The following is a 16,000-nucleotide window of genomic DNA, read 5'->3' on the forward strand; positions in this document are numbered from 1 at the left end:
TATCGTTTTGAGTAAGGATTGATTGTGAGTACAGAAAATCAGGAAGCAAACACCGTAGCGGTGACGATTGAAAACGGGGTGGCGTGGGTTGCCCTGAACCGTCCGGAAAAACGCAATTGCATGAATCCGGCGCTGAACCGCCAGATGATGCGGGTACTGGATGAGCTGGAGTACAGCGACGATGTAGCCGTGCTGGTGCTGACAGGGGAAGGCACTTCCTGGAGTGCGGGCATGGATTTAAAAGAATATTTCCGAGAAAACGAAGCGAAAGGCCTGGGCGCAACACGCAGGGCGCAGTCAGAAGCTTACGGCTGGTGGCGCCGTCTGCGCTGGTACCACAAGCCAACGGTTGCCATGATCAATGGCTGGTGTTTTGGCGGTGCGTACGGCCCGTTATTCGGCTGTGATCTCGCATTTGCGGCCGAAGAAGCCACATTCGGTTTGAGTGAAATTAACTGGGGTATTTTGCCGGGCGGCGGTGCCAGTAAGGTCGTGGCTGATTTGCTGCCACTGCGTAAAGCTATGTACCACGCCATGATGGGGGAAAACATTGACGGTAAAACTGCGGCAGAGTGGGGACTGGTTAACGAAGCGGTGCCGCTGAGTGAGCTGAAAGCCCGTGTACAGGCAGTTTGTGATGTGCTGAAAGGCAAAAATCCGGTCGCCCTGAAAGCCACAAAAGATGCTATCCGCCGCGTGAAAGAAATGACTTACGACAATGCGGAAGACTATCTGGTACGTGCTCAGGAAGCAGCAAACAGCTTCGATAACGATGGCCGCAAAGAAGGCATCAAGCAGTTTATTGATGACAAGACCTATAAGCCGGGTCTGGGTGCATACGATAAGAGTCAGCAGAAGTAAGCGGAGTGAGCAGCATGGATTTTCTCTCTTTTCAGGCCCGTCTGCGTCCCGTAGACGAAGCGGTGTACGACATTACCTCGCAGCGTCGCTGGACATATGAGGCGTGGGACGGTTTCGTTTCCCGCCTGGTGACCTGGTTGTCACAACAAGGTGTGCATAAGGGTGACAGGCTGGTTTGTCTGGCGAGAAATTCTGCTGAAACCGTGGCGCTGCATCTGGCTTGCGGACGGGCAGGGGTACTGTTTGTTCCTCTGAACTGGCGGTTGTCTCAGGAAGAACTGATGCAATTACTGGATGATTGCGAGCCTTCGCTGGTATGTGGTGATAAAGAGGCTGATCTTGCCGGTTTGCCCTATGTAGCGCTTTCCGCACTGCCTGATCTGGTCAGCGAACTGACACCATCTGCTACCGGTAACGAGAACGCAGCAGCGCCTTCGCTTATCCTTTACACATCGGGTACGACAGGGTTACCAAAAGGTATTGTACATACCGAACAAACCATTATGGAAACCACGCAGAATATGGCTTTGCTGGGGCATGTGGACGAACACAGTACCTTTTTGTGCGAGACCCCCATGTTCCATGTCATCGGCCTGATTTCCTGTGTGCGTCCTGCGCTTTACTTCGGTGGGCGATTAATCATTTCTGACGGATTCGAGCCGGCCCGCACCTTTGACCGGTTGTGTGATCCTGAGCTGGCGGTCAGTCATTATTTCTGTGTACCCCAAATGGCCAATGCCCTTCGTCAACTGGCACATTTTGATGCGTCAAAAATGACGGGATTAAAAGCGCTGCTGACGGGCGGTGCGCCGCATCCTGAAGTACAAATCAAAGCATGGTTAAATGACGGCATCCCCATTGTGGACGGCTATGGCATGAGTGAAGCCGGCACCGTGCTCGGGATGAGCTTTGATATGCGTATTATCGATCAGAAAGCCGGTTACGTGGGTTTGCCTACACACCGTATCGATGTGCGGCTGACCGGACCGGGTAATCAACCGGTGGCATTTGGTGAAGCCGGTGAAATACAGATCAAAGGGGCGAACCTGTTTGTGGATATATGGAAGAACCGACGTGCTTACGAACGCAGCTTCACACCTGACGGCTGGTTTCAGACCGGTGATATTGGCGTGAGCGACGAGGACGGTTATATCCGGATTGTGGATCGCATCAAAGATATGTTCATCTCCGGTGGAGAGAATGTGTATCCCGCTGAAGTTGAGGCTGTGGCACTGCGTTTCCCGCAAATACTCGAATGTGCGCTGATAGGTGTACCGGACGAAAAGTGGGGAGAATCCGGTTGTCTGTTTGTGGTGCCCTCTGTGAGTCATGAATCTTTCGACAAGGAAGGCTTATTACGGGAAATGGAAAAAGGGCTGGCCCGCTATAAACTGCCTAAAGTGATACATCTCATCGAAGCGCTGCCTCGTAATGGCACGGGGAAGCTCCGGCGAAATATTCTGCGGGAATGCGATATAAATAGTCTCGTAGGAAACCTGCAGGCGTAAGTTAAAACGATTTCACAGCTGACAGTTATTCCGCTCATTCGCGCTAATAGTTGAATGCTCTACTCAGGTATTAGATAATTAGCAGATTGATGAGCATTCTGCTCAGCGTTTTTGTGAGGTAACTATGTCTGTAGAAATGGCACTGCCAATCGACTTTTCTGATTCTGCTGCGAAAAAAGTCAAAGAGCTGGTGACAGAGGAAGAAAATCCGAATCTTAAACTGCGGGTGTACGTAACCGGTGGTGGTTGTTCAGGCTTCCAGTACGGTTTTACTTTCGATGAGAAAGTGAACGAGGGCGACATGACCATTGAGAAAGACAGCGTTACGCTGGTGGTCGACCCAATGAGTCTGCAATATCTGGTTGGCGGCACCGTCGACTATGTGGATGGCTTGGAAGGTTCACGTTTTCTGGTGAATAATCCGAATGCCACTACCACTTGTGGCTGTGGTTCCAGCTTCAGTATCTAATCCGGTTATTCATCACTTTACAGGGTTCACCGGTCGGATTTTACCGCTGTACCCTGTACCAATTTATGCTAATCCCCGTTACTGTTTAGCCGTACTAATCGAGAATTCCCCAATACAGGAATCATAAGATGAAATTATACGGTTCAACCACATCACCGTTTGTCAGACGCATTCGTATTGTACTGGCAAATACAGAGCATGAATTCATTAACTTGAACATCTTCGAGGGTGAGGGGAGAGACATACTTGCCTCCAAAAATCCCACATTGAAAGTGCCTTGCCTGGAAGACGATGGTCAGATGATTTTCGACTCCAGAGTCATTCATAGCTATTTGCTTGCGAAACTGGATTTACCGCCGTTAAGTTGGGATCAAGAAAATCAGCTTACCCTTATCGATGCGGCGAACGATTCTTTTGTGCAACTCTTTATGCTTAAACGTTCTGGCATTGAAGCCACTAATGATCAGCTGTTTGTACGTTTGCAGAAGGAACGCATCGCGTCAACGCTGAGTCTGTTGAATGAAATGGCTGATGCTGGCGAGTTCGATGGTTGGGGTTACCCCTCTATCGCGCTGTTTACCTTGATAGACTGGGTAGAATTCCGTGAATTGCATCCGCTTACCGGCTTAGATGCGCTGAAAGCTTTCCACCATGCCAATAGCGACAGAATAGAAGTGACAGCAACCGATCCGCGAGATTAGTTGTATTTCCATTAAAAGAAAAAGCGCCTTCATCGGCGCTTTTCTCGTTAATATCCCTTGGAAAAATCGAACTGGTGGGGTAACGGTTTGCCTTCCAGCAAGAGTTCGAGATTATCCACAAATAACGCCGCGATATCCTCAGGCCGGGATTCTGCCGCGGTATGTTGGGTAATGCGGATTTTTGGGTGCGCCCAGAACGGGTGTGACGCTGGTAATGGCTCTTCACGAAACACATCCAGTACCGCCGCCTGCAGCTGATTCGCGTCCAGAGCGGCAATCAAATCTTCATCGACGATAGCTGTGCCACGGCCTGCGTTAATCAGCACGCAGTGGTCTGGCAGTCGGGCAAAGAAATCCTTGTTGAGCAGGTTTGCCGACTGGGGTGTGTCTGGCATCAGATTCAACACATAGTCGCAGCGGGACGCGAAATCATCCATGGTATCCCAGGTATAAATTTGCTCGTAACCGTCTTGATGCTTGCCGGAACGGCTAACGCCGATGACTTTCAGGCCTAAACTAGCCGCAACTGGTAACAGCGCTTTGGCGATACTGCCCGCACCGGTAATGCCGAGGGTTTTTCCGCACAGACGGCCAAAGGATGGCTGGAACCAGTCTTTCTGCTGCTGGGCGTCACGGTATCCATCAACATTGCGGCAGTAATGCAGCAGGTAAGTAAATACAAACTCACGCATTTGCACATCAAACACACCTTTTGCCGGGGTTAGGATATAGTCTTTTCTGTCCAGCGCCAAGAGAGGGCGATTACCCGCCCAGATTGATTGGCACCACACCAGTTTTGGCATGTGAGGAATAACCTGCGCGGCTAAATCCGGGTCGGCCAGCAAAATGGTGGTATTTTCTAAATCGACTTTTGTCGGATTATCGGTGACACAGTCGAGAACAACATGTTCAGGCAATGAACCGGGAACAAGTGCAGCGTAATCAGACGCTTCTGCGGTTAATACGGTAACCTGATGTGTTGTCATAGCGCTTTTGCTTTTCTTTATCGGGGGAAACAAAAATGCCCGACACGTCGGGCATTTTCAATGGGGAAAACAACTTATTTCATTGCAAGCATGATGCGCTTGTTATTATCTAACTCGTGCAAACGGGTTTCCGCTATTTGCATAAATGCATCACGCTCTTTCGGATCGATAGGTTCCGCTTTGGGTAACTCAACAGTACGTGGGTTACGATGAACACCATTCACCAGGAATTCATAGTGCAAGTGCGCACCGGTAACCATACCGGTTGAACCTAGATAGCCCACAGTCTGACCTTGCTTCACCGTTTCGCCACGCTTTACACCGCGCTTTTTCAGGTGAAGATACTTGGTCACGTATTTTTCACCGTGCTGAATGAATACGTAGTTACCATTGTACTTATTGTACGAGGCTTCTATCACCTTACCGTTACCGGCAGCCATAACAGGGGTGCCAACCGCTGCCACGTAATCTGTGCCGTTATGCGCTTTCCAGCGCTTTTGCACAGGGTGGAAACGGGCTTTGGTAAAGTTAGAACTCACGTACTTGAAGTTGATAGGCGCACGCAGGAATGACTTGCGCATGCTGCGGCCTTCCGGCGTGTAGTAGTTACCATCTTCGTACTGAATCGCAACGAAACGGTCACCCTGATTCACAAACTCTGCGGCAACAATATCGCCAAAACCAACAAACTCACCATCAATGTACTTTTCTTCGTACACGATATTGAACATGTCGCCTTTACGAATACCCATGGCGAAGTCGATGTCCCAACCAAAAATGCCAGCCAGGTGCATGATCTGGTTATCTGTCAGGCCTGCTTCTACACCGGCATTCCAGAAACTGGAGTCAATTTCACCCTGAGCAAAGTTGTAGCGGGTTTCAATGTCTTTCGCTTCAATATCGGCAACGAGTTTATCGTTTTCGCGCTGAATAAGCAGCGTTTCATTAACCGATACGCGATAGCGCAAGCCGTTGAAACTGCCATCTTCATTTGCACGCAGCGACAACTCATCGCCAGGGATCAAGGTCACCAGCGTTTTCGCCAGTTCGCCTGCCTGCGTCACCTCGTAGGTATCGCGAGGTGAGAATCCAGCACGTTTAAAAATTTTAGCCAGCGTGTCGCCACGCCCCACTTTATAGGTTTCCCACCTGCCTTCATCTTCAGCAACGTACACTTCCGGCGTGTCGGCTACTGCGATATCAAGGGGATAACGAACACCTGCGTCCAGGACCAATGACTCCTGATGACGACTTGCCTCAACCGGTTCGGAAGGAAGAAGAATAAGACCACCCAGTAAAAAACTGGCGATCACCAACCCGGTTCGGTGTGGTTTGGGAAGATTTTTGAATGTTTTCAGAACCACGGTAATTTCAATCTCATATTACTGCCCAGCCTGAGAATATCGTGTTACAGCACGACTTTCCACCAAAGTACCTGTAAATTCACAATTAGATCGTGCAGGAAGCCGATTTTTGACGGTCAAGTCTTTCAAAGGTTCACTGGGATGCGTAAAATGCTCCGATTATTTTTCCCAGTAATTCTAATAAGTGTGGTACGAGCATGACCGATTGGCAAACCGCTTTAGCTGAAATTAAACGAGGTACGGATGAAATCCTGCCAGAAGAAGAGTTAATTGAAAAACTCAAATCAGGCAAGACTCTGACCATTAAAGCGGGTTTTGATCCAACTGCGCCGGATCTGCACCTCGGTCATACCGTCCTCATCAACAAACTTCGCACCTTTCAGCAGTTAGGCCACAATGTCGTTTTCCTGATCGGTGATTTTACCGGTCTTATTGGTGATCCTACTGGTAAAAACGTGACACGCAAGCCTTTAACCAAAGAACAGGTATTGGAAAACGCGCAAACGTATCAAGAACAGGTGTTCAAAATTCTCGATAAAGAGAAAACCCAAATCCGTTTTAACTCTGAGTGGATGGATGCACTAGGTGCGGCGGGTATGATCAAACTGGCTGCCAGTCAAACCGTTGCCCGTATGCTTGAGCGTGACGACTTCAAAAAGCGCTATGCGAATGGTCAGCCTATTGCGATTCACGAATTCCTTTACCCGCTGGTACAGGGCTGGGATTCCGTGGCCCTGAAAGCCGATGTGGAATTAGGCGGTACTGATCAGCGCTTCAACCTGCTGATGGGTCGTGAACTGCAGAAAGACGAAGGTTTAAGCCAGCAGGCCCTGGTAATGGTGCCGCTGTTAGAAGGCTTAGACGGCGTGCAGAAGATGTCTAAATCGCTGGGTAATTACATTGGTATTACTGATGCGCCTAACGACATGTTCGGTAAAGTGATGTCAATTTCTGATGATCTGATGTGGCGCTACTACGATCTGTTAAGCTTCCGTCCGCTGGACGACATCGCAGAGTTGAAGGCGAAAGTCGAAGCTGGCGCTAACCCGCGCGATATCAAAATTGAGCTGGCGAAAGAAATTATCGCCCGATTCCACGATGAAGCGGCTGCCGAAGGTGCACATCAGGACTTCATTCAGCGTTTCCAGAAGAACGCCATTCCTGACGACATGCCAGAAGTATCTGTTGCCATGGAAGCTGACGGTATTGCTATCGGCAATCTGCTGAAAGAAGCCGGTCTAGTTGGCTCAACCTCTGACGCTATGCGCATGATTAAACAAGGCGCAGTGAAAATCGACGGTGAGAAAGTAGAAGACACCCGTCTGGTGCTGACTGAAGCCGGCGAAGCGGTATATCAGGTGGGTAAACGCAAATTTGCTCGCGTGACGCTGACAGCCTAATTCAGCCAACGTAAGAATAAAGAAACCCGCCTGATGGCGGGTTTTTTATTGAGCTGATTTCTGTCCTTCTGAGCAGAGCCGCGATGTTACTGTTTGCTTATCGCCGCCCAGGTATAAAGCCCCCGCAGCGCCAGTCGGCGAAACTGTGGCAGAGAGAAGCGGGGCAGATCGTCAGCGTAAACGGGTAGTGACGTATCGATTTTTTCTCCCAGTAGCTGCTGAGCCAGTCGTTTACCGGCGAGCGCCGCAAAAGACACGCCGGAACCGCAGTAGCCCATGGCGTAACCGATTTTATTCGTTGCATCATAGCGAATACGGGGTAAATCATCGTAAGACACACTTACCCAGCCACTCCAGAAGTGAGCGATGCCAAGCCCTGCCAGCGCCGGAAAACTGCGCTGTAGCGCTTTGTACAACCGCCTTTTCGCCTGAAAGCTGTCGTGACCTTTTCCTGCTACTTCACCACGTCCACCAAACAGCAGACGACCATCTGGTAGCACCCCGTAGTATTTCATCAGGCGAGAGGGGCTGATATGAGTTAGTTTGCTGGCATTTCTGTTGAAAGGTTTAGTTGGGTTCAGTATTCAACAACGAATGACCGTCTATATATCGATCTTCATAGTTGTGAGAAATACAAAGAGTTACTCTATTTATCAATTGCATCAAAACCCCATAACCCCTACTCAGAATCGAAACAAACTTAGAATTGGACATTGAATTACTTGTAAAGATATTCCAAACACGCACATCTCTTACAGAGACAAGAAAACCGGGTGCTTGAGCGAGGAAGTAATGAAAATACGAACGGTTTAATCAGACAATATATCCTAAAACGAACGTCTATGAGGGAGCCCCGAATTCAGGAAGGTTGTGTTGCAATAGAAAGGCGACATAACAGTCGCCAAGAAAACGATATGGCTTTAAATCACCGTGGGATATGAAGAATGAGCATGTATGATCAGTGTTGCACTCGGAAGTTGAATTCGCGGGTATAAAACTACTTAAGATAACCTGTCGTGGAATTAACAGGATATGCTCATATTTAATTCGTTAAATTCACAGTAAATCATTTCTAATAAAAACTCTTGTAGCGAGATTTTTACTGTGATATTAATAAAAATCGATTTATAAAGTAAGGTAATGTTGGAAAGATCAACTTCTGATAAACAAGGATAGTTATTAAAATGAAATTTTCTATTTTCTACTTGTAGTGCTCGGCTCTATAACTTATACCAAAAAAGTGCTTGCAACAGACTATGTTTTCGAATGCGATGGATGTTCATCTTCACAAATGCTATCAAAAGCTAAAAGTAAGCGTCCGAAAGCCAGACCACATTATGTTTTAGTAGTTAATTCTGACGAGAGTATTATCAAGTACTATAAAATATCTAAAGTAATTATAGATGATTTTATAGAGCATATCGAAGCTATTGAGTTGAATGTGCCAACCGAACTAGATGCATCATTCTACGATTTTTCAATCGTTTATCGAGATGTCAAAAATAGACTTGTTAGTCAATCTTCTGCAAATGATTTTATAACCTCGCAACGAAAATTGTCGGCATTTAATCTGACTCTGAAAGAAATTGGAGTTCAAGAACAAGCTTGTAACTTTGGAGAGTATTATGCCGCTGTCAACATCATCACTCCAACAAATGCATTTGAAGTGAAGAACGCAAACCAGGAATTGCAGAATGTAATGCTCGAACTACATAACAGAGCTGATGTGAGCGCACTTGAGTTAGGCATTGCGAATGATTTTGCAGCATCAGTTTCTAGGTATCTTAACGTCAATAGTTTCTTACCTATTATTCCAGTTAGATTAAAATTTAACGATAATAGTTCAGTGCTTGTAAAGTATGGATTTATGTCTGGGCAAGTTGAATTTGTTCCCAAAGAATCTTTTGATAGTAATTGTAATATGATACCAGACAAAAATTCGGAGATATCTAGGGAGTATAGGTTAAAAACTGCAGAACAGTTTTTTGATATGGAACTATGGTTGCGTTACTATCACGTCCAATGGGGGAATGATCCAAAAGATGTTGGTGAAGTTTGCTCATATATAAAAGCACCTTGTATACCGACGGAAAATAGGCATACCTGCACTTGGAAAAAAGTATGTGGTTAAAATTCTATTTTGAGTGCTAATTTTTCACCGACTATGAATAGGCTCTAGGGGACGTAAACCTTAGTTCCTATTCGTATCCAAAGTTATTATGAGGTGGTTCAGCAAACGAGCAGGTGTTAATCTGATATCAACTGGAGGTTAAGTGATTCCATACAGAAATATACATACTAAAAACCTGGGTGTCCTATTAGTTTTAGCTAAGGTAACTTTTTATTTGGCTATCCTTGTGTTTTTATTTTCTTTCCCGTTAACTTTTATAGGTTTTATGCGAAAAGAATTTTGGTTCTTAGCAAGTATGCCTATCGCTATTTGCTTGTTTTTTATTTCCGGTATGTGGGCCGCAATTGTTGCGCTTGAGGATAATTTTAGAAAGCAAACAGAATATATGATGGATTCTTATGAAGAAAATTGAGCTCATAAAAGTTATTGAAAGAAATCAGCGGATCGTAACTCATGAAAAAACCAGCATCATTTCTGCGCCTTCACACTCGCAGAAGCCTGGACAAACCGGGCAATCGTAGCCTTCATGGATAGACGCGTAACGCCACTTTCCGGGATGGCGTGCAATTAACTCACCACCATTCTTGCTGAAATAGCGAAAGGCGCTGTTGCCAGGACTGCCCAACCAAATGTGAGCCAGGCCAGCGAGGGCACCTTGCTGCTTCGCTTTCTCTGTGGCGAGGGCAAGCAGGGTGCTGCCAATGCCACAACCTTGAAGATGGTCGTCCACGGTATTGCATTTAAAGTAACAAACGCGGGTAGGGTCGACAGGCCACTTCTTCACTGAACACCATTCATCGGGCTGCCATTGAGAATGGGCATAAGTAAGACGGAAGCCGACGATTTCACCTCTATACATCGCTACATAACTGGCATTAATGCCGTTATGAAAGCCCTGGTGATACATTTCTTCCAATGTGAAATGAGTCAGGTATCCGTCACCCTGAATGCGGTTACCCAACGATAACACGCCATTGAAATGTTCGGGGGCCAGTGGTGAATATTCGATATCTTTTGCGGAAGGGGCGCTGACGCTATTTTGATGATTTTTTGTCATCTTTAATCCCGTCCAGGTGGAAATCGAGGGCTTCAACGGAAATCAGAATTTCACGCACAGACATCCATAACGAATACATCAGGCACACCAAGCTAAGGGCAAAAATCCAATTGCCCACATTCTGATAAGTCAGGTAAATCGCTAACATGGAGAGTACGCAAAGAAAGAAACTCACCACACCGGCAATCTGCATGCGCTTGATAAACAAAATGCGCTGACGGAGGTTTCTGATCTGAGCCTGGGTATTTTCATCTCGGTTTTCTCTGGCAAAATTACGAATGATCGTTGCCAGCGTCAAAAAACGATTGGTGTAGGCTAAGAGAAGAAGTGAGATTGCCGGAAACAACATAGCCGGCGTGGCGATATCTATCTGCATTCAGGTGGATCTGCTTAAAATCAAAGCGCGGAATATTACCAGCTTACTGGCTCTGCTACCATACGAGCAAGGGTTACATGGCTAATTTATTAACCGGGAGCCCCGCTTCTGTCCAGCCCAGCATATCGCCTTCAAGATGATTCACATCGGTGAATGCCTGCTGTTCAAGGATCTGCATTGCCATAATCGCCCGTCTGCCTGAGCGACAATATATGATAATCGGTTTGTCGCGGGCATCATTAAGCTGTTCAACATATTCATCTATTTGCTCGTGAGGCATATTGATCGCCCCTGGAATATGGCCGTCAGCGTATTCCTGCGGACTGCGTACATCAATAAGCAGCCATTCATCGGCTTTTACTTTGTCTAGCAAATAGGGCGTTGCTGTTATTTTCCCGATGCCGTCAGCTTCAGCGTCATCGGAACAGTAAATCGCCGAAATTAAAATGGTTGCGAAAAGCAGTGTGGTAACAATAAGTAGTTTGCGCATAGTCGTATCCATCGTCATTGCAACTCGTAGACCGGTCCTAATACAGTTTACCTCATCTATTACGGCAGGAGCACTACGAATAGTTCAGTATTTATTGAAAGAAATTAAAGCAACGCGTGAATAAGGGTGAGTACCACTATCAACAGGCTTAGCAGCAGCAAAATTGTGCGGATAATGGCACGACGGCAATACACCATATCAGAGAATCGGACTTCACGTTTGCCACCTACTCGGGCATAACGAATCATGTTGCCGGCGTAAAGCGAGGGGCCGCCCAGGCGAATGCCCAGACTACCGCCAGAAAGCGCCAACAAAAGTGAAGTGCTGTCTTTTGCTGGGCTAGCGAATAGGGCTTTGAAGCCGCTAATAGGATTGGTTGCGAGTGATAGCAAGCCCGCACCGATGAAAGCGGGTACAAGACTTAGCAAGCGGGTAATGGTGCGCACGGGCAGTGCAAACCAGTAAAATCCGGGTTTCCGCCAGTGCCACTGCCAGCTAAAAAGCAATAACAGTCTGAACAGTAGCGCCGCTACCGGTCCACCAATCAAAAACCAAAACACGACGCCACAGAATTGATAGTAGAAACGCAGCAGCAGGCTTTCCATTGCTGCTTTCGCAATACCAATGTCAGACAGCCTGTCGGTATCGCGCGCTACCATGTAACCGGCCATTTCACGGGCCAGTACTTTTTTCTCTTTGCTTAACGCGGTAACCACAGCGTTATAGTGAAAACGGATTTGAGCGAAATCCATTACGCTTAGTAAAATTACTGCTTCAAAAAATAGCGGATATTCCGCCATAGAAACCAGAATCCCCACAAGCACTGTAAACGGCATGATGAGCACAATAGCACCCAGTGCGCCTGAAATGCGGTGCTGTGACGGGTTTTCTGACGTGGTAGGTTTAACTTTCTTGGCCATGCCGTCGGCAAGTAAGCGAAACAGCGTGAGGGGGTGATATTTCTGCGGCCAGCGCCAGAGGCTGTCGATTATCACTACCACCAACAGCAATAACAGGTTTTGTAATACCGGGCTCTGGTAAAGTGCTTCCATGCGGTGTTATTTATGCCAAGCGGGCAATCATTCCCATTACCAGTTGCGCAGAGTGTTTCGCGGCGGTTTCCAAATATTCCTGGAACGATACCGACGACGTTTTACCAGCAATGTCTGACAACGAACGGATAACCAGGAACGGGGTTTCCAACATAAAACAGGTCTGGCCGATGGCTGCACCTTCCATCTCTACGGCTTTCATCGTGGGGAAGGTTTCTTTAATTTCTTGCGCGGCCTCATCAGAACCTACGAAAGAATCGCCAGTACAAATCATACCTGTGGTGTTTTGCACGTGAGACAATTCCTGGGCTGCCGCGGTTGCCGCATCAATGAGCTTCTGATCACACTCGTAGTGCGCTGGCATACCTGCACACTGTCCGAGTTCGTAACCAAAGTGGGTAATGTTCACGTCGTGGTATTTAACGGCACTGCCTACCACTACATCGCCTACATTCAGAGCCGGGTCGAAACCACCGGCCGAGCCAGTATTCACCACATAATCCGGGGCATAAAGTTCGATAAGTGCGGTAGTTGCTAGTGCTGATGCGACTTTACCAATACCGCATTTCGCCAGCACGACCTCTGCACCATGCAGTGTGCCAGTGTAGAAGGTCAGGTGTTTCCACTGACGGGTTTCGCAATTTTCCAGCGACGATTGAAGTAGCGCTATTTCTTCATCCATAGCACCAAGAATACCGATTTTCATAGTTGAGTTCCGTAGCTGAGCTGCACGATAGCCAGAGTTGGCATAGATTGCAGATTAGTGGGTATTGACTAATGGTAATATGAAAGTAGCAAAACTGACAGAAATTAGCAGAAAATGGGTCGGAATCCTTGGGGGAAATTCCGACCCGGAGAGTAACTGTTTTATTAAGCAGCGGCAGCCCGGCTAGACCGAACAGGACGGGTAGGGCGCTTCGTTGGTGCAGGGTTCAGCGTAGGTGCTTGCGCTATTTTCTGTTGTCTGCGGCGGTATGCTACCAACTTGCTTTCAATACATTCGCGAATTTCTTCCACCGAATAACCGGTTTTCACTTTAATCCGAGCATGAGGAAGACCTGCCGCGTCGAGCGCACCATTGACGAAAAAGTCGCGCTGAGATTTATATTTATTCTTGCCGTCGTTGTGTACTAGGTCGATTGCCATAATCGGCGTCATGTCTTCACGGTCGCACAATACAAAATCAAGTTGCTTAGAGGATGCACGTGACATGGCGCTGGAGCCTTGCTTCTTACTCGCCTTAGCGCGTACTGCAAGTACATCGCTCAAACGCACGCGGCACACAATCCGAAACTCCCGGCCTACTGCTTGCTCGATGAGTTTAAGGAAATTGTGCTCCACAGGAGTAAAAAGTTGCGGTTTACTGCGAAAGGGAAAACTTACCCCGCTATCCGACAGTTTCATGGCACCGAGTGCCACCACAATCAGTAACATCATTAAAATAATTGCCAGTTCCATAATGTGCCTCGCGAATACAAAATCAAAGCGTCAAATTTGTGACGTTTTCTGGTGAGAAATAAATCTGCTATCCGGATTTTGCAAAGCGGGTGCCAGCATGGAGCGGCAAGTTAAAATTAGCCTAAGAGACTGGCTGCGCCGGCCCTTGTCAGATGAATATCGTTAACTACTCTTGTTCTCCCAATACCATCATATCCACCTGTGAGCCTTTATTGTCGGGAGAGATAATCACCCGTACATTGTCATTGTTTGCGGTGAGTAAGGTACGGCCTTGCACAGAGGCAACCACTGCCATTCCTGGATACGAAGCCTGGAAATGGTCAATCAGCGATTGTTGTGGGGTGGACGAATAGAATACCAGTGTCGCTGGCAATGTGGCGTCGAATTGCTGACACTGTTTAGCATCTGATGGCACCGTCAGTTTATGAAAATCAGACGGGCATGCCACTGTCACTGGTGCCGCAGCCACCGAGAGTGACGCCGCACTTAGTAGGGTTGCTGCAATCAGACTGTAGGTTTTCGTTCTCATTTTCGATTCTCCTAACACAAGACCATCTGGCCTCTCAATGTAGAAAAACTATAGGAGAGATCGATTAATACAACAATGAAATGTGGGTATCTGTGAAGACACGTGAGTATTGTGCGGCAGGTATTCTCTACACAAACAAAAAAGCCACTGTACAAGACAGTGGCTCTTAATCATTACGGTGACCGGATTACACGTTAAGGAAATCCAGAATACCGTCAGCGGCTTTACGGCCTTCATCAATGGCGGTAACCACCAAATCACTGCCGCGCACCATGTCGCCACCGGCGAAAATTTTCGGGTTAGCAGTCTGGTAAGCGTATTTACCACCGGCAGGGGCGATAACACGGCCTTTCTCGTCCAGAATGATGCCGTAGTCAGCAAACCAGCTAGCAGGACTCGGTTGGAAACCGAACGCAATGATAACCGCGTCAGCTTCAAGCACGTGCTCTGAGCCTTCCACTTCAACCGGACGGCGACGGCCATTCACGTCTGGTGGACCCATTTCGGTTTTTACCAGACTCACACCAGCTGCAGTACCTTTATCGGTTAACGCGATATCAAGCGGCTGCACGTTGAATACGAATTCCACGCCTTCTTCTTTCGCATTTTGAACTTCTTTGCGAGAACCTGGCATGCTGGCCTCGTCACGACGGTAAGCACAGATAACGCGCTTGGCACCCTGACGGATAGACGTACGTACGCAGTCCATGGTGGTATCACCACCGCCGAGTACCACAACAGTTTTGCCTTTCATATCGACAAAGTCTGCCGGATCTTTTTCCAGACCCATTACCCGGTTGGTATTGGCAATCAGAAACGGCAGCGCATCATAAACACCTTCAACGTGCTCGTTGTCAAAACCGCCTTGCATAGACTTATACGTACCCATGCCGAGGAAGACTGAATCGTACTCGTCGAGTAGCTTCTGGAAGTCGATATCTTTGCCGATTTCGGTGTTGAGTCTGAACTCAATACCCATTTCAGTGAAGATTTCACGACGACGCTTAATCACGTCTTTTTCCAGTTTGAACGAAGGAATACCGAAAGTGAGCAGGCCGCCAATTTCTTCGTACTTGTCGAAGACAACCGGTTTAACACCGTTACGAACCAGAATATCCGCACATGCCAGACCTGCAGGGCCTGCACCGACGATTGCTACTTTTTTGTCAGTCCACACTACGTCAGACATGTCCGGACGCCAGCCCATTTCGAAGGCAGTATCGGTGATGTATTTTTCAATACTACCGATGGTCACGGCACCAAACTCATCGTTCAGGGTACACGCGCCTTCACACAGACGATCCTGAGGGCATACACGACCACATACTTCTGGCAGGCTGTTTGTCTTGTGAGACAGTTCCGCCGCTTCCATGATGCGACCTTCGTTAGCCAGGCTCAGCCACTGTGGAATGTAGTTGTGAACCGGACATTTCCACTCGCAATACGGATTACCGCAGTCCAGGCAGCGGTCTGCCTGGCCTTCGGTTTGTGACTGCGTTAATGGTTGATAAATTTCCGCGAACTCACCCTTGCGCACCATGATAGGTTTTTTCGGCGGGTCAATCCGTTCAACATCAACAAATTGGTAAACATTCTTAGCCATTACTTCACCTACCTC

General features: G+C 47.6%; 18 protein-coding genes. 7 read left to right on the plus strand and 11 right to left on the minus strand.

The window, feature by feature from the left end; all coding sequences use genetic code 11:
• Nucleotides 1–24: 24 nt before the first annotated feature.
• The 4 genes from ACXAGX_RS05270 to ACXAGX_RS05285 all read left to right on the plus strand — a co-directional run bounded on the left by ACXAGX_RS05270 (nt 25) and on the right by ACXAGX_RS05285 (nt 3,539).
• Nucleotides 25–861 (plus strand): p-hydroxycinnamoyl CoA hydratase/lyase, encoded by an 837-nt coding sequence (locus tag ACXAGX_RS05270; protein ID WP_303572699.1) that lies wholly within the window; start codon nt 25–27, stop codon nt 859–861.
• A gap of 14 nt (nt 862–875) precedes the next feature.
• Nucleotides 876–2,369, plus strand: a complete 1,494-nt coding sequence (locus tag ACXAGX_RS05275; protein ID WP_474837026.1) for an AMP-binding protein — start codon at nt 876–878, stop codon at nt 2,367–2,369.
• Between the two features lie 124 nt (nt 2,370–2,493).
• On the plus strand, nt 2,494–2,838 hold the full coding sequence (gene erpA / locus ACXAGX_RS05280; protein WP_070124818.1) for an iron-sulfur cluster insertion protein ErpA: 345 nt from the start codon (nt 2,494–2,496) through the stop codon (nt 2,836–2,838).
• A gap of 128 nt (nt 2,839–2,966) precedes the next feature.
• On the plus strand, nt 2,967–3,539 hold the full coding sequence (locus tag ACXAGX_RS05285; RefSeq protein ID WP_474837028.1) for a glutathione S-transferase family protein: 573 nt from the start codon (nt 2,967–2,969) through the stop codon (nt 3,537–3,539).
• A 47-nt stretch (nt 3,540–3,586) separates the two neighbouring features.
• Here the strand turns inward: ACXAGX_RS05285 and ACXAGX_RS05290 are convergent, their stop codons facing one another.
• Nucleotides 3,587–4,525: a D-2-hydroxyacid dehydrogenase gene (locus tag ACXAGX_RS05290; protein ID WP_474837030.1), complete on the minus strand. Its 939-nt coding sequence runs from the start codon at nt 4,523–4,525 to the stop codon at nt 3,587–3,589.
• A 74-nt stretch (nt 4,526–4,599) separates the two neighbouring features.
• Nucleotides 4,600–5,889, minus strand: coding sequence for an OapA family protein (locus ACXAGX_RS05295; protein ID WP_474837032.1), 1,290 nt, complete (start codon nt 5,887–5,889; stop codon nt 4,600–4,602).
• Between the two features lie 197 nt (nt 5,890–6,086).
• On the opposite strand from ACXAGX_RS05295, the gene tyrS reads away from it, so the two are divergent.
• Complete coding sequence (gene tyrS, locus ACXAGX_RS05300; protein ID WP_474837034.1) at nt 6,087–7,289, plus strand: tyrosine--tRNA ligase; 1,203 nt, start codon at nt 6,087–6,089, stop codon at nt 7,287–7,289.
• A gap of 86 nt (nt 7,290–7,375) precedes the next feature.
• On the opposite strand, the gene ACXAGX_RS05305 is transcribed toward tyrS, so the two are convergent.
• Nucleotides 7,376–7,804 carry an NAD(P)/FAD-dependent oxidoreductase gene (locus ACXAGX_RS05305; protein WP_474820838.1) on the minus strand — a complete coding sequence of 143 codons (429 nt, stop codon included), beginning with the start codon at nt 7,802–7,804 and terminating at the stop codon, nt 7,376–7,378.
• Nucleotides 7,805–8,580: 776 nt separating this feature from the next.
• Here ACXAGX_RS05305 and ACXAGX_RS05310 point away from each other — a divergent pair.
• Together ACXAGX_RS05310 and ACXAGX_RS05315 are read left to right on the plus strand one after the other, a co-directional pair.
• The gene (locus tag ACXAGX_RS05310; RefSeq protein WP_474837036.1) at nt 8,581–9,420 is read left to right on the plus strand and encodes a hypothetical protein; all 840 of its coding nucleotides are present in this window, start codon (nt 8,581–8,583) and stop codon (nt 9,418–9,420) included.
• A 142-nt stretch (nt 9,421–9,562) separates the two neighbouring features.
• A complete protein-coding gene (locus tag ACXAGX_RS05315) occupies nt 9,563–9,832 on the plus strand; it encodes a hypothetical protein (RefSeq protein ID WP_474820844.1) in 270 nt (89 codons plus the stop codon).
• Nucleotides 9,833–9,871: 39 nt separating this feature from the next.
• On the opposite strand, the gene ACXAGX_RS05320 is transcribed toward ACXAGX_RS05315, so the two are convergent.
• From ACXAGX_RS05320 to ACXAGX_RS05355, 8 genes are all read right to left on the minus strand, one after another.
• Nucleotides 9,872–10,477, minus strand: a complete 606-nt coding sequence (locus ACXAGX_RS05320; RefSeq protein WP_474820847.1) for a GNAT family N-acetyltransferase — start codon at nt 10,475–10,477, stop codon at nt 9,872–9,874.
• Complete coding sequence (locus tag ACXAGX_RS05325; RefSeq protein ID WP_070124830.1) at nt 10,455–10,853, minus strand: DUF2721 domain-containing protein; 399 nt, start codon at nt 10,851–10,853, stop codon at nt 10,455–10,457. The genes ACXAGX_RS05320 and ACXAGX_RS05325 overlap by 23 nt, the downstream gene beginning before the upstream one ends.
• A 73-nt stretch (nt 10,854–10,926) precedes the next feature.
• On the minus strand, nt 10,927–11,343 hold the full coding sequence (locus tag ACXAGX_RS05330; protein WP_474820851.1) for a rhodanese-like domain-containing protein: 417 nt from the start codon (nt 11,341–11,343) through the stop codon (nt 10,927–10,929).
• A gap of 104 nt (nt 11,344–11,447) precedes the next feature.
• A complete protein-coding gene (locus ACXAGX_RS05335) occupies nt 11,448–12,395 on the minus strand; it encodes a cobalamin biosynthesis protein (protein WP_474837037.1) in 948 nt (315 codons plus the stop codon).
• A gap of 10 nt (nt 12,396–12,405) precedes the next feature.
• Nucleotides 12,406–13,101 (minus strand): 5'-methylthioadenosine/S-adenosylhomocysteine nucleosidase, encoded by a 696-nt coding sequence (mtnN, locus tag ACXAGX_RS05340; RefSeq protein WP_474837039.1) that lies wholly within the window; start codon nt 13,099–13,101, stop codon nt 12,406–12,408.
• 164 nt (nt 13,102–13,265) lie between these two features.
• A complete protein-coding gene (locus ACXAGX_RS05345) occupies nt 13,266–13,853 on the minus strand; it encodes a DUF2726 domain-containing protein (protein WP_070124837.1) in 588 nt (195 codons plus the stop codon).
• Nucleotides 13,854–14,019: 166 nt separating this feature from the next.
• Complete coding sequence (locus ACXAGX_RS05350; protein WP_070124839.1) at nt 14,020–14,382, minus strand: hypothetical protein; 363 nt, start codon at nt 14,380–14,382, stop codon at nt 14,020–14,022.
• A 187-nt stretch (nt 14,383–14,569) separates the two neighbouring features.
• Entirely contained in the window at nt 14,570–15,985 is a 1,416-nt protein-coding gene (locus ACXAGX_RS05355) for an FAD-dependent oxidoreductase (protein ID WP_474837041.1), read from the minus strand.
• Nucleotides 15,986–16,000 lie beyond the last annotated feature (15 nt).

This window comes from Alteromonas sp. ABV4_515 (assembly GCF_056160345.1).

What these genes read in the sequence shown, in the direction of transcription:
- ACXAGX_RS05275 (WP_474837026.1), top strand. Translation starts at nt 876, where the DNA reads ATGGATTTTCTCTCTTTTCAGGCCCGTCTGCGTCCCGTAGACGAAGCG.
- erpA (WP_070124818.1), top strand. Translation starts at nt 2,494, where the DNA reads ATGTCTGTAGAAATGGCACTGCCAATCGACTTTTCTGATTCTGCTGCG.
- ACXAGX_RS05285 (WP_474837028.1), top strand. Translation starts at nt 2,967, where the DNA reads ATGAAATTATACGGTTCAACCACATCACCGTTTGTCAGACGCATTCGT.
- ACXAGX_RS05290 (WP_474837030.1), bottom strand. Translation starts at nt 4,525, where the DNA reads ATGACAACACATCAGGTTACCGTATTAACCGCAGAAGCGTCTGATTAC.
- tyrS (WP_474837034.1), top strand. Translation starts at nt 6,087, where the DNA reads ATGACCGATTGGCAAACCGCTTTAGCTGAAATTAAACGAGGTACGGAT.
- ACXAGX_RS05305 (WP_474820838.1), bottom strand. Translation starts at nt 7,804, where the DNA reads ATGAAATACTACGGGGTGCTACCAGATGGTCGTCTGCTGTTTGGTGGA.
- ACXAGX_RS05310 (WP_474837036.1), top strand. Translation starts at nt 8,581, where the DNA reads ATGCTATCAAAAGCTAAAAGTAAGCGTCCGAAAGCCAGACCACATTAT.
- ACXAGX_RS05320 (WP_474820847.1), bottom strand. Translation starts at nt 10,477, where the DNA reads ATGACAAAAAATCATCAAAATAGCGTCAGCGCCCCTTCCGCAAAAGAT.
- ACXAGX_RS05325 (WP_070124830.1), bottom strand. Translation starts at nt 10,853, where the DNA reads ATGCAGATAGATATCGCCACGCCGGCTATGTTGTTTCCGGCAATCTCA.
- ACXAGX_RS05330 (WP_474820851.1), bottom strand. Translation starts at nt 11,343, where the DNA reads ATGCGCAAACTACTTATTGTTACCACACTGCTTTTCGCAACCATTTTA.
- ACXAGX_RS05335 (WP_474837037.1), bottom strand. Translation starts at nt 12,395, where the DNA reads ATGGAAGCACTTTACCAGAGCCCGGTATTACAAAACCTGTTATTGCTG.
- mtnN (WP_474837039.1), bottom strand. Translation starts at nt 13,101, where the DNA reads ATGAAAATCGGTATTCTTGGTGCTATGGATGAAGAAATAGCGCTACTT.
- ACXAGX_RS05345 (WP_070124837.1), bottom strand. Translation starts at nt 13,853, where the DNA reads ATGGAACTGGCAATTATTTTAATGATGTTACTGATTGTGGTGGCACTC.
- ACXAGX_RS05350 (WP_070124839.1), bottom strand. Translation starts at nt 14,382, where the DNA reads ATGAGAACGAAAACCTACAGTCTGATTGCAGCAACCCTACTAAGTGCG.
- ACXAGX_RS05355 (WP_474837041.1), bottom strand. Translation starts at nt 15,985, where the DNA reads ATGGCTAAGAATGTTTACCAATTTGTTGATGTTGAACGGATTGACCCG.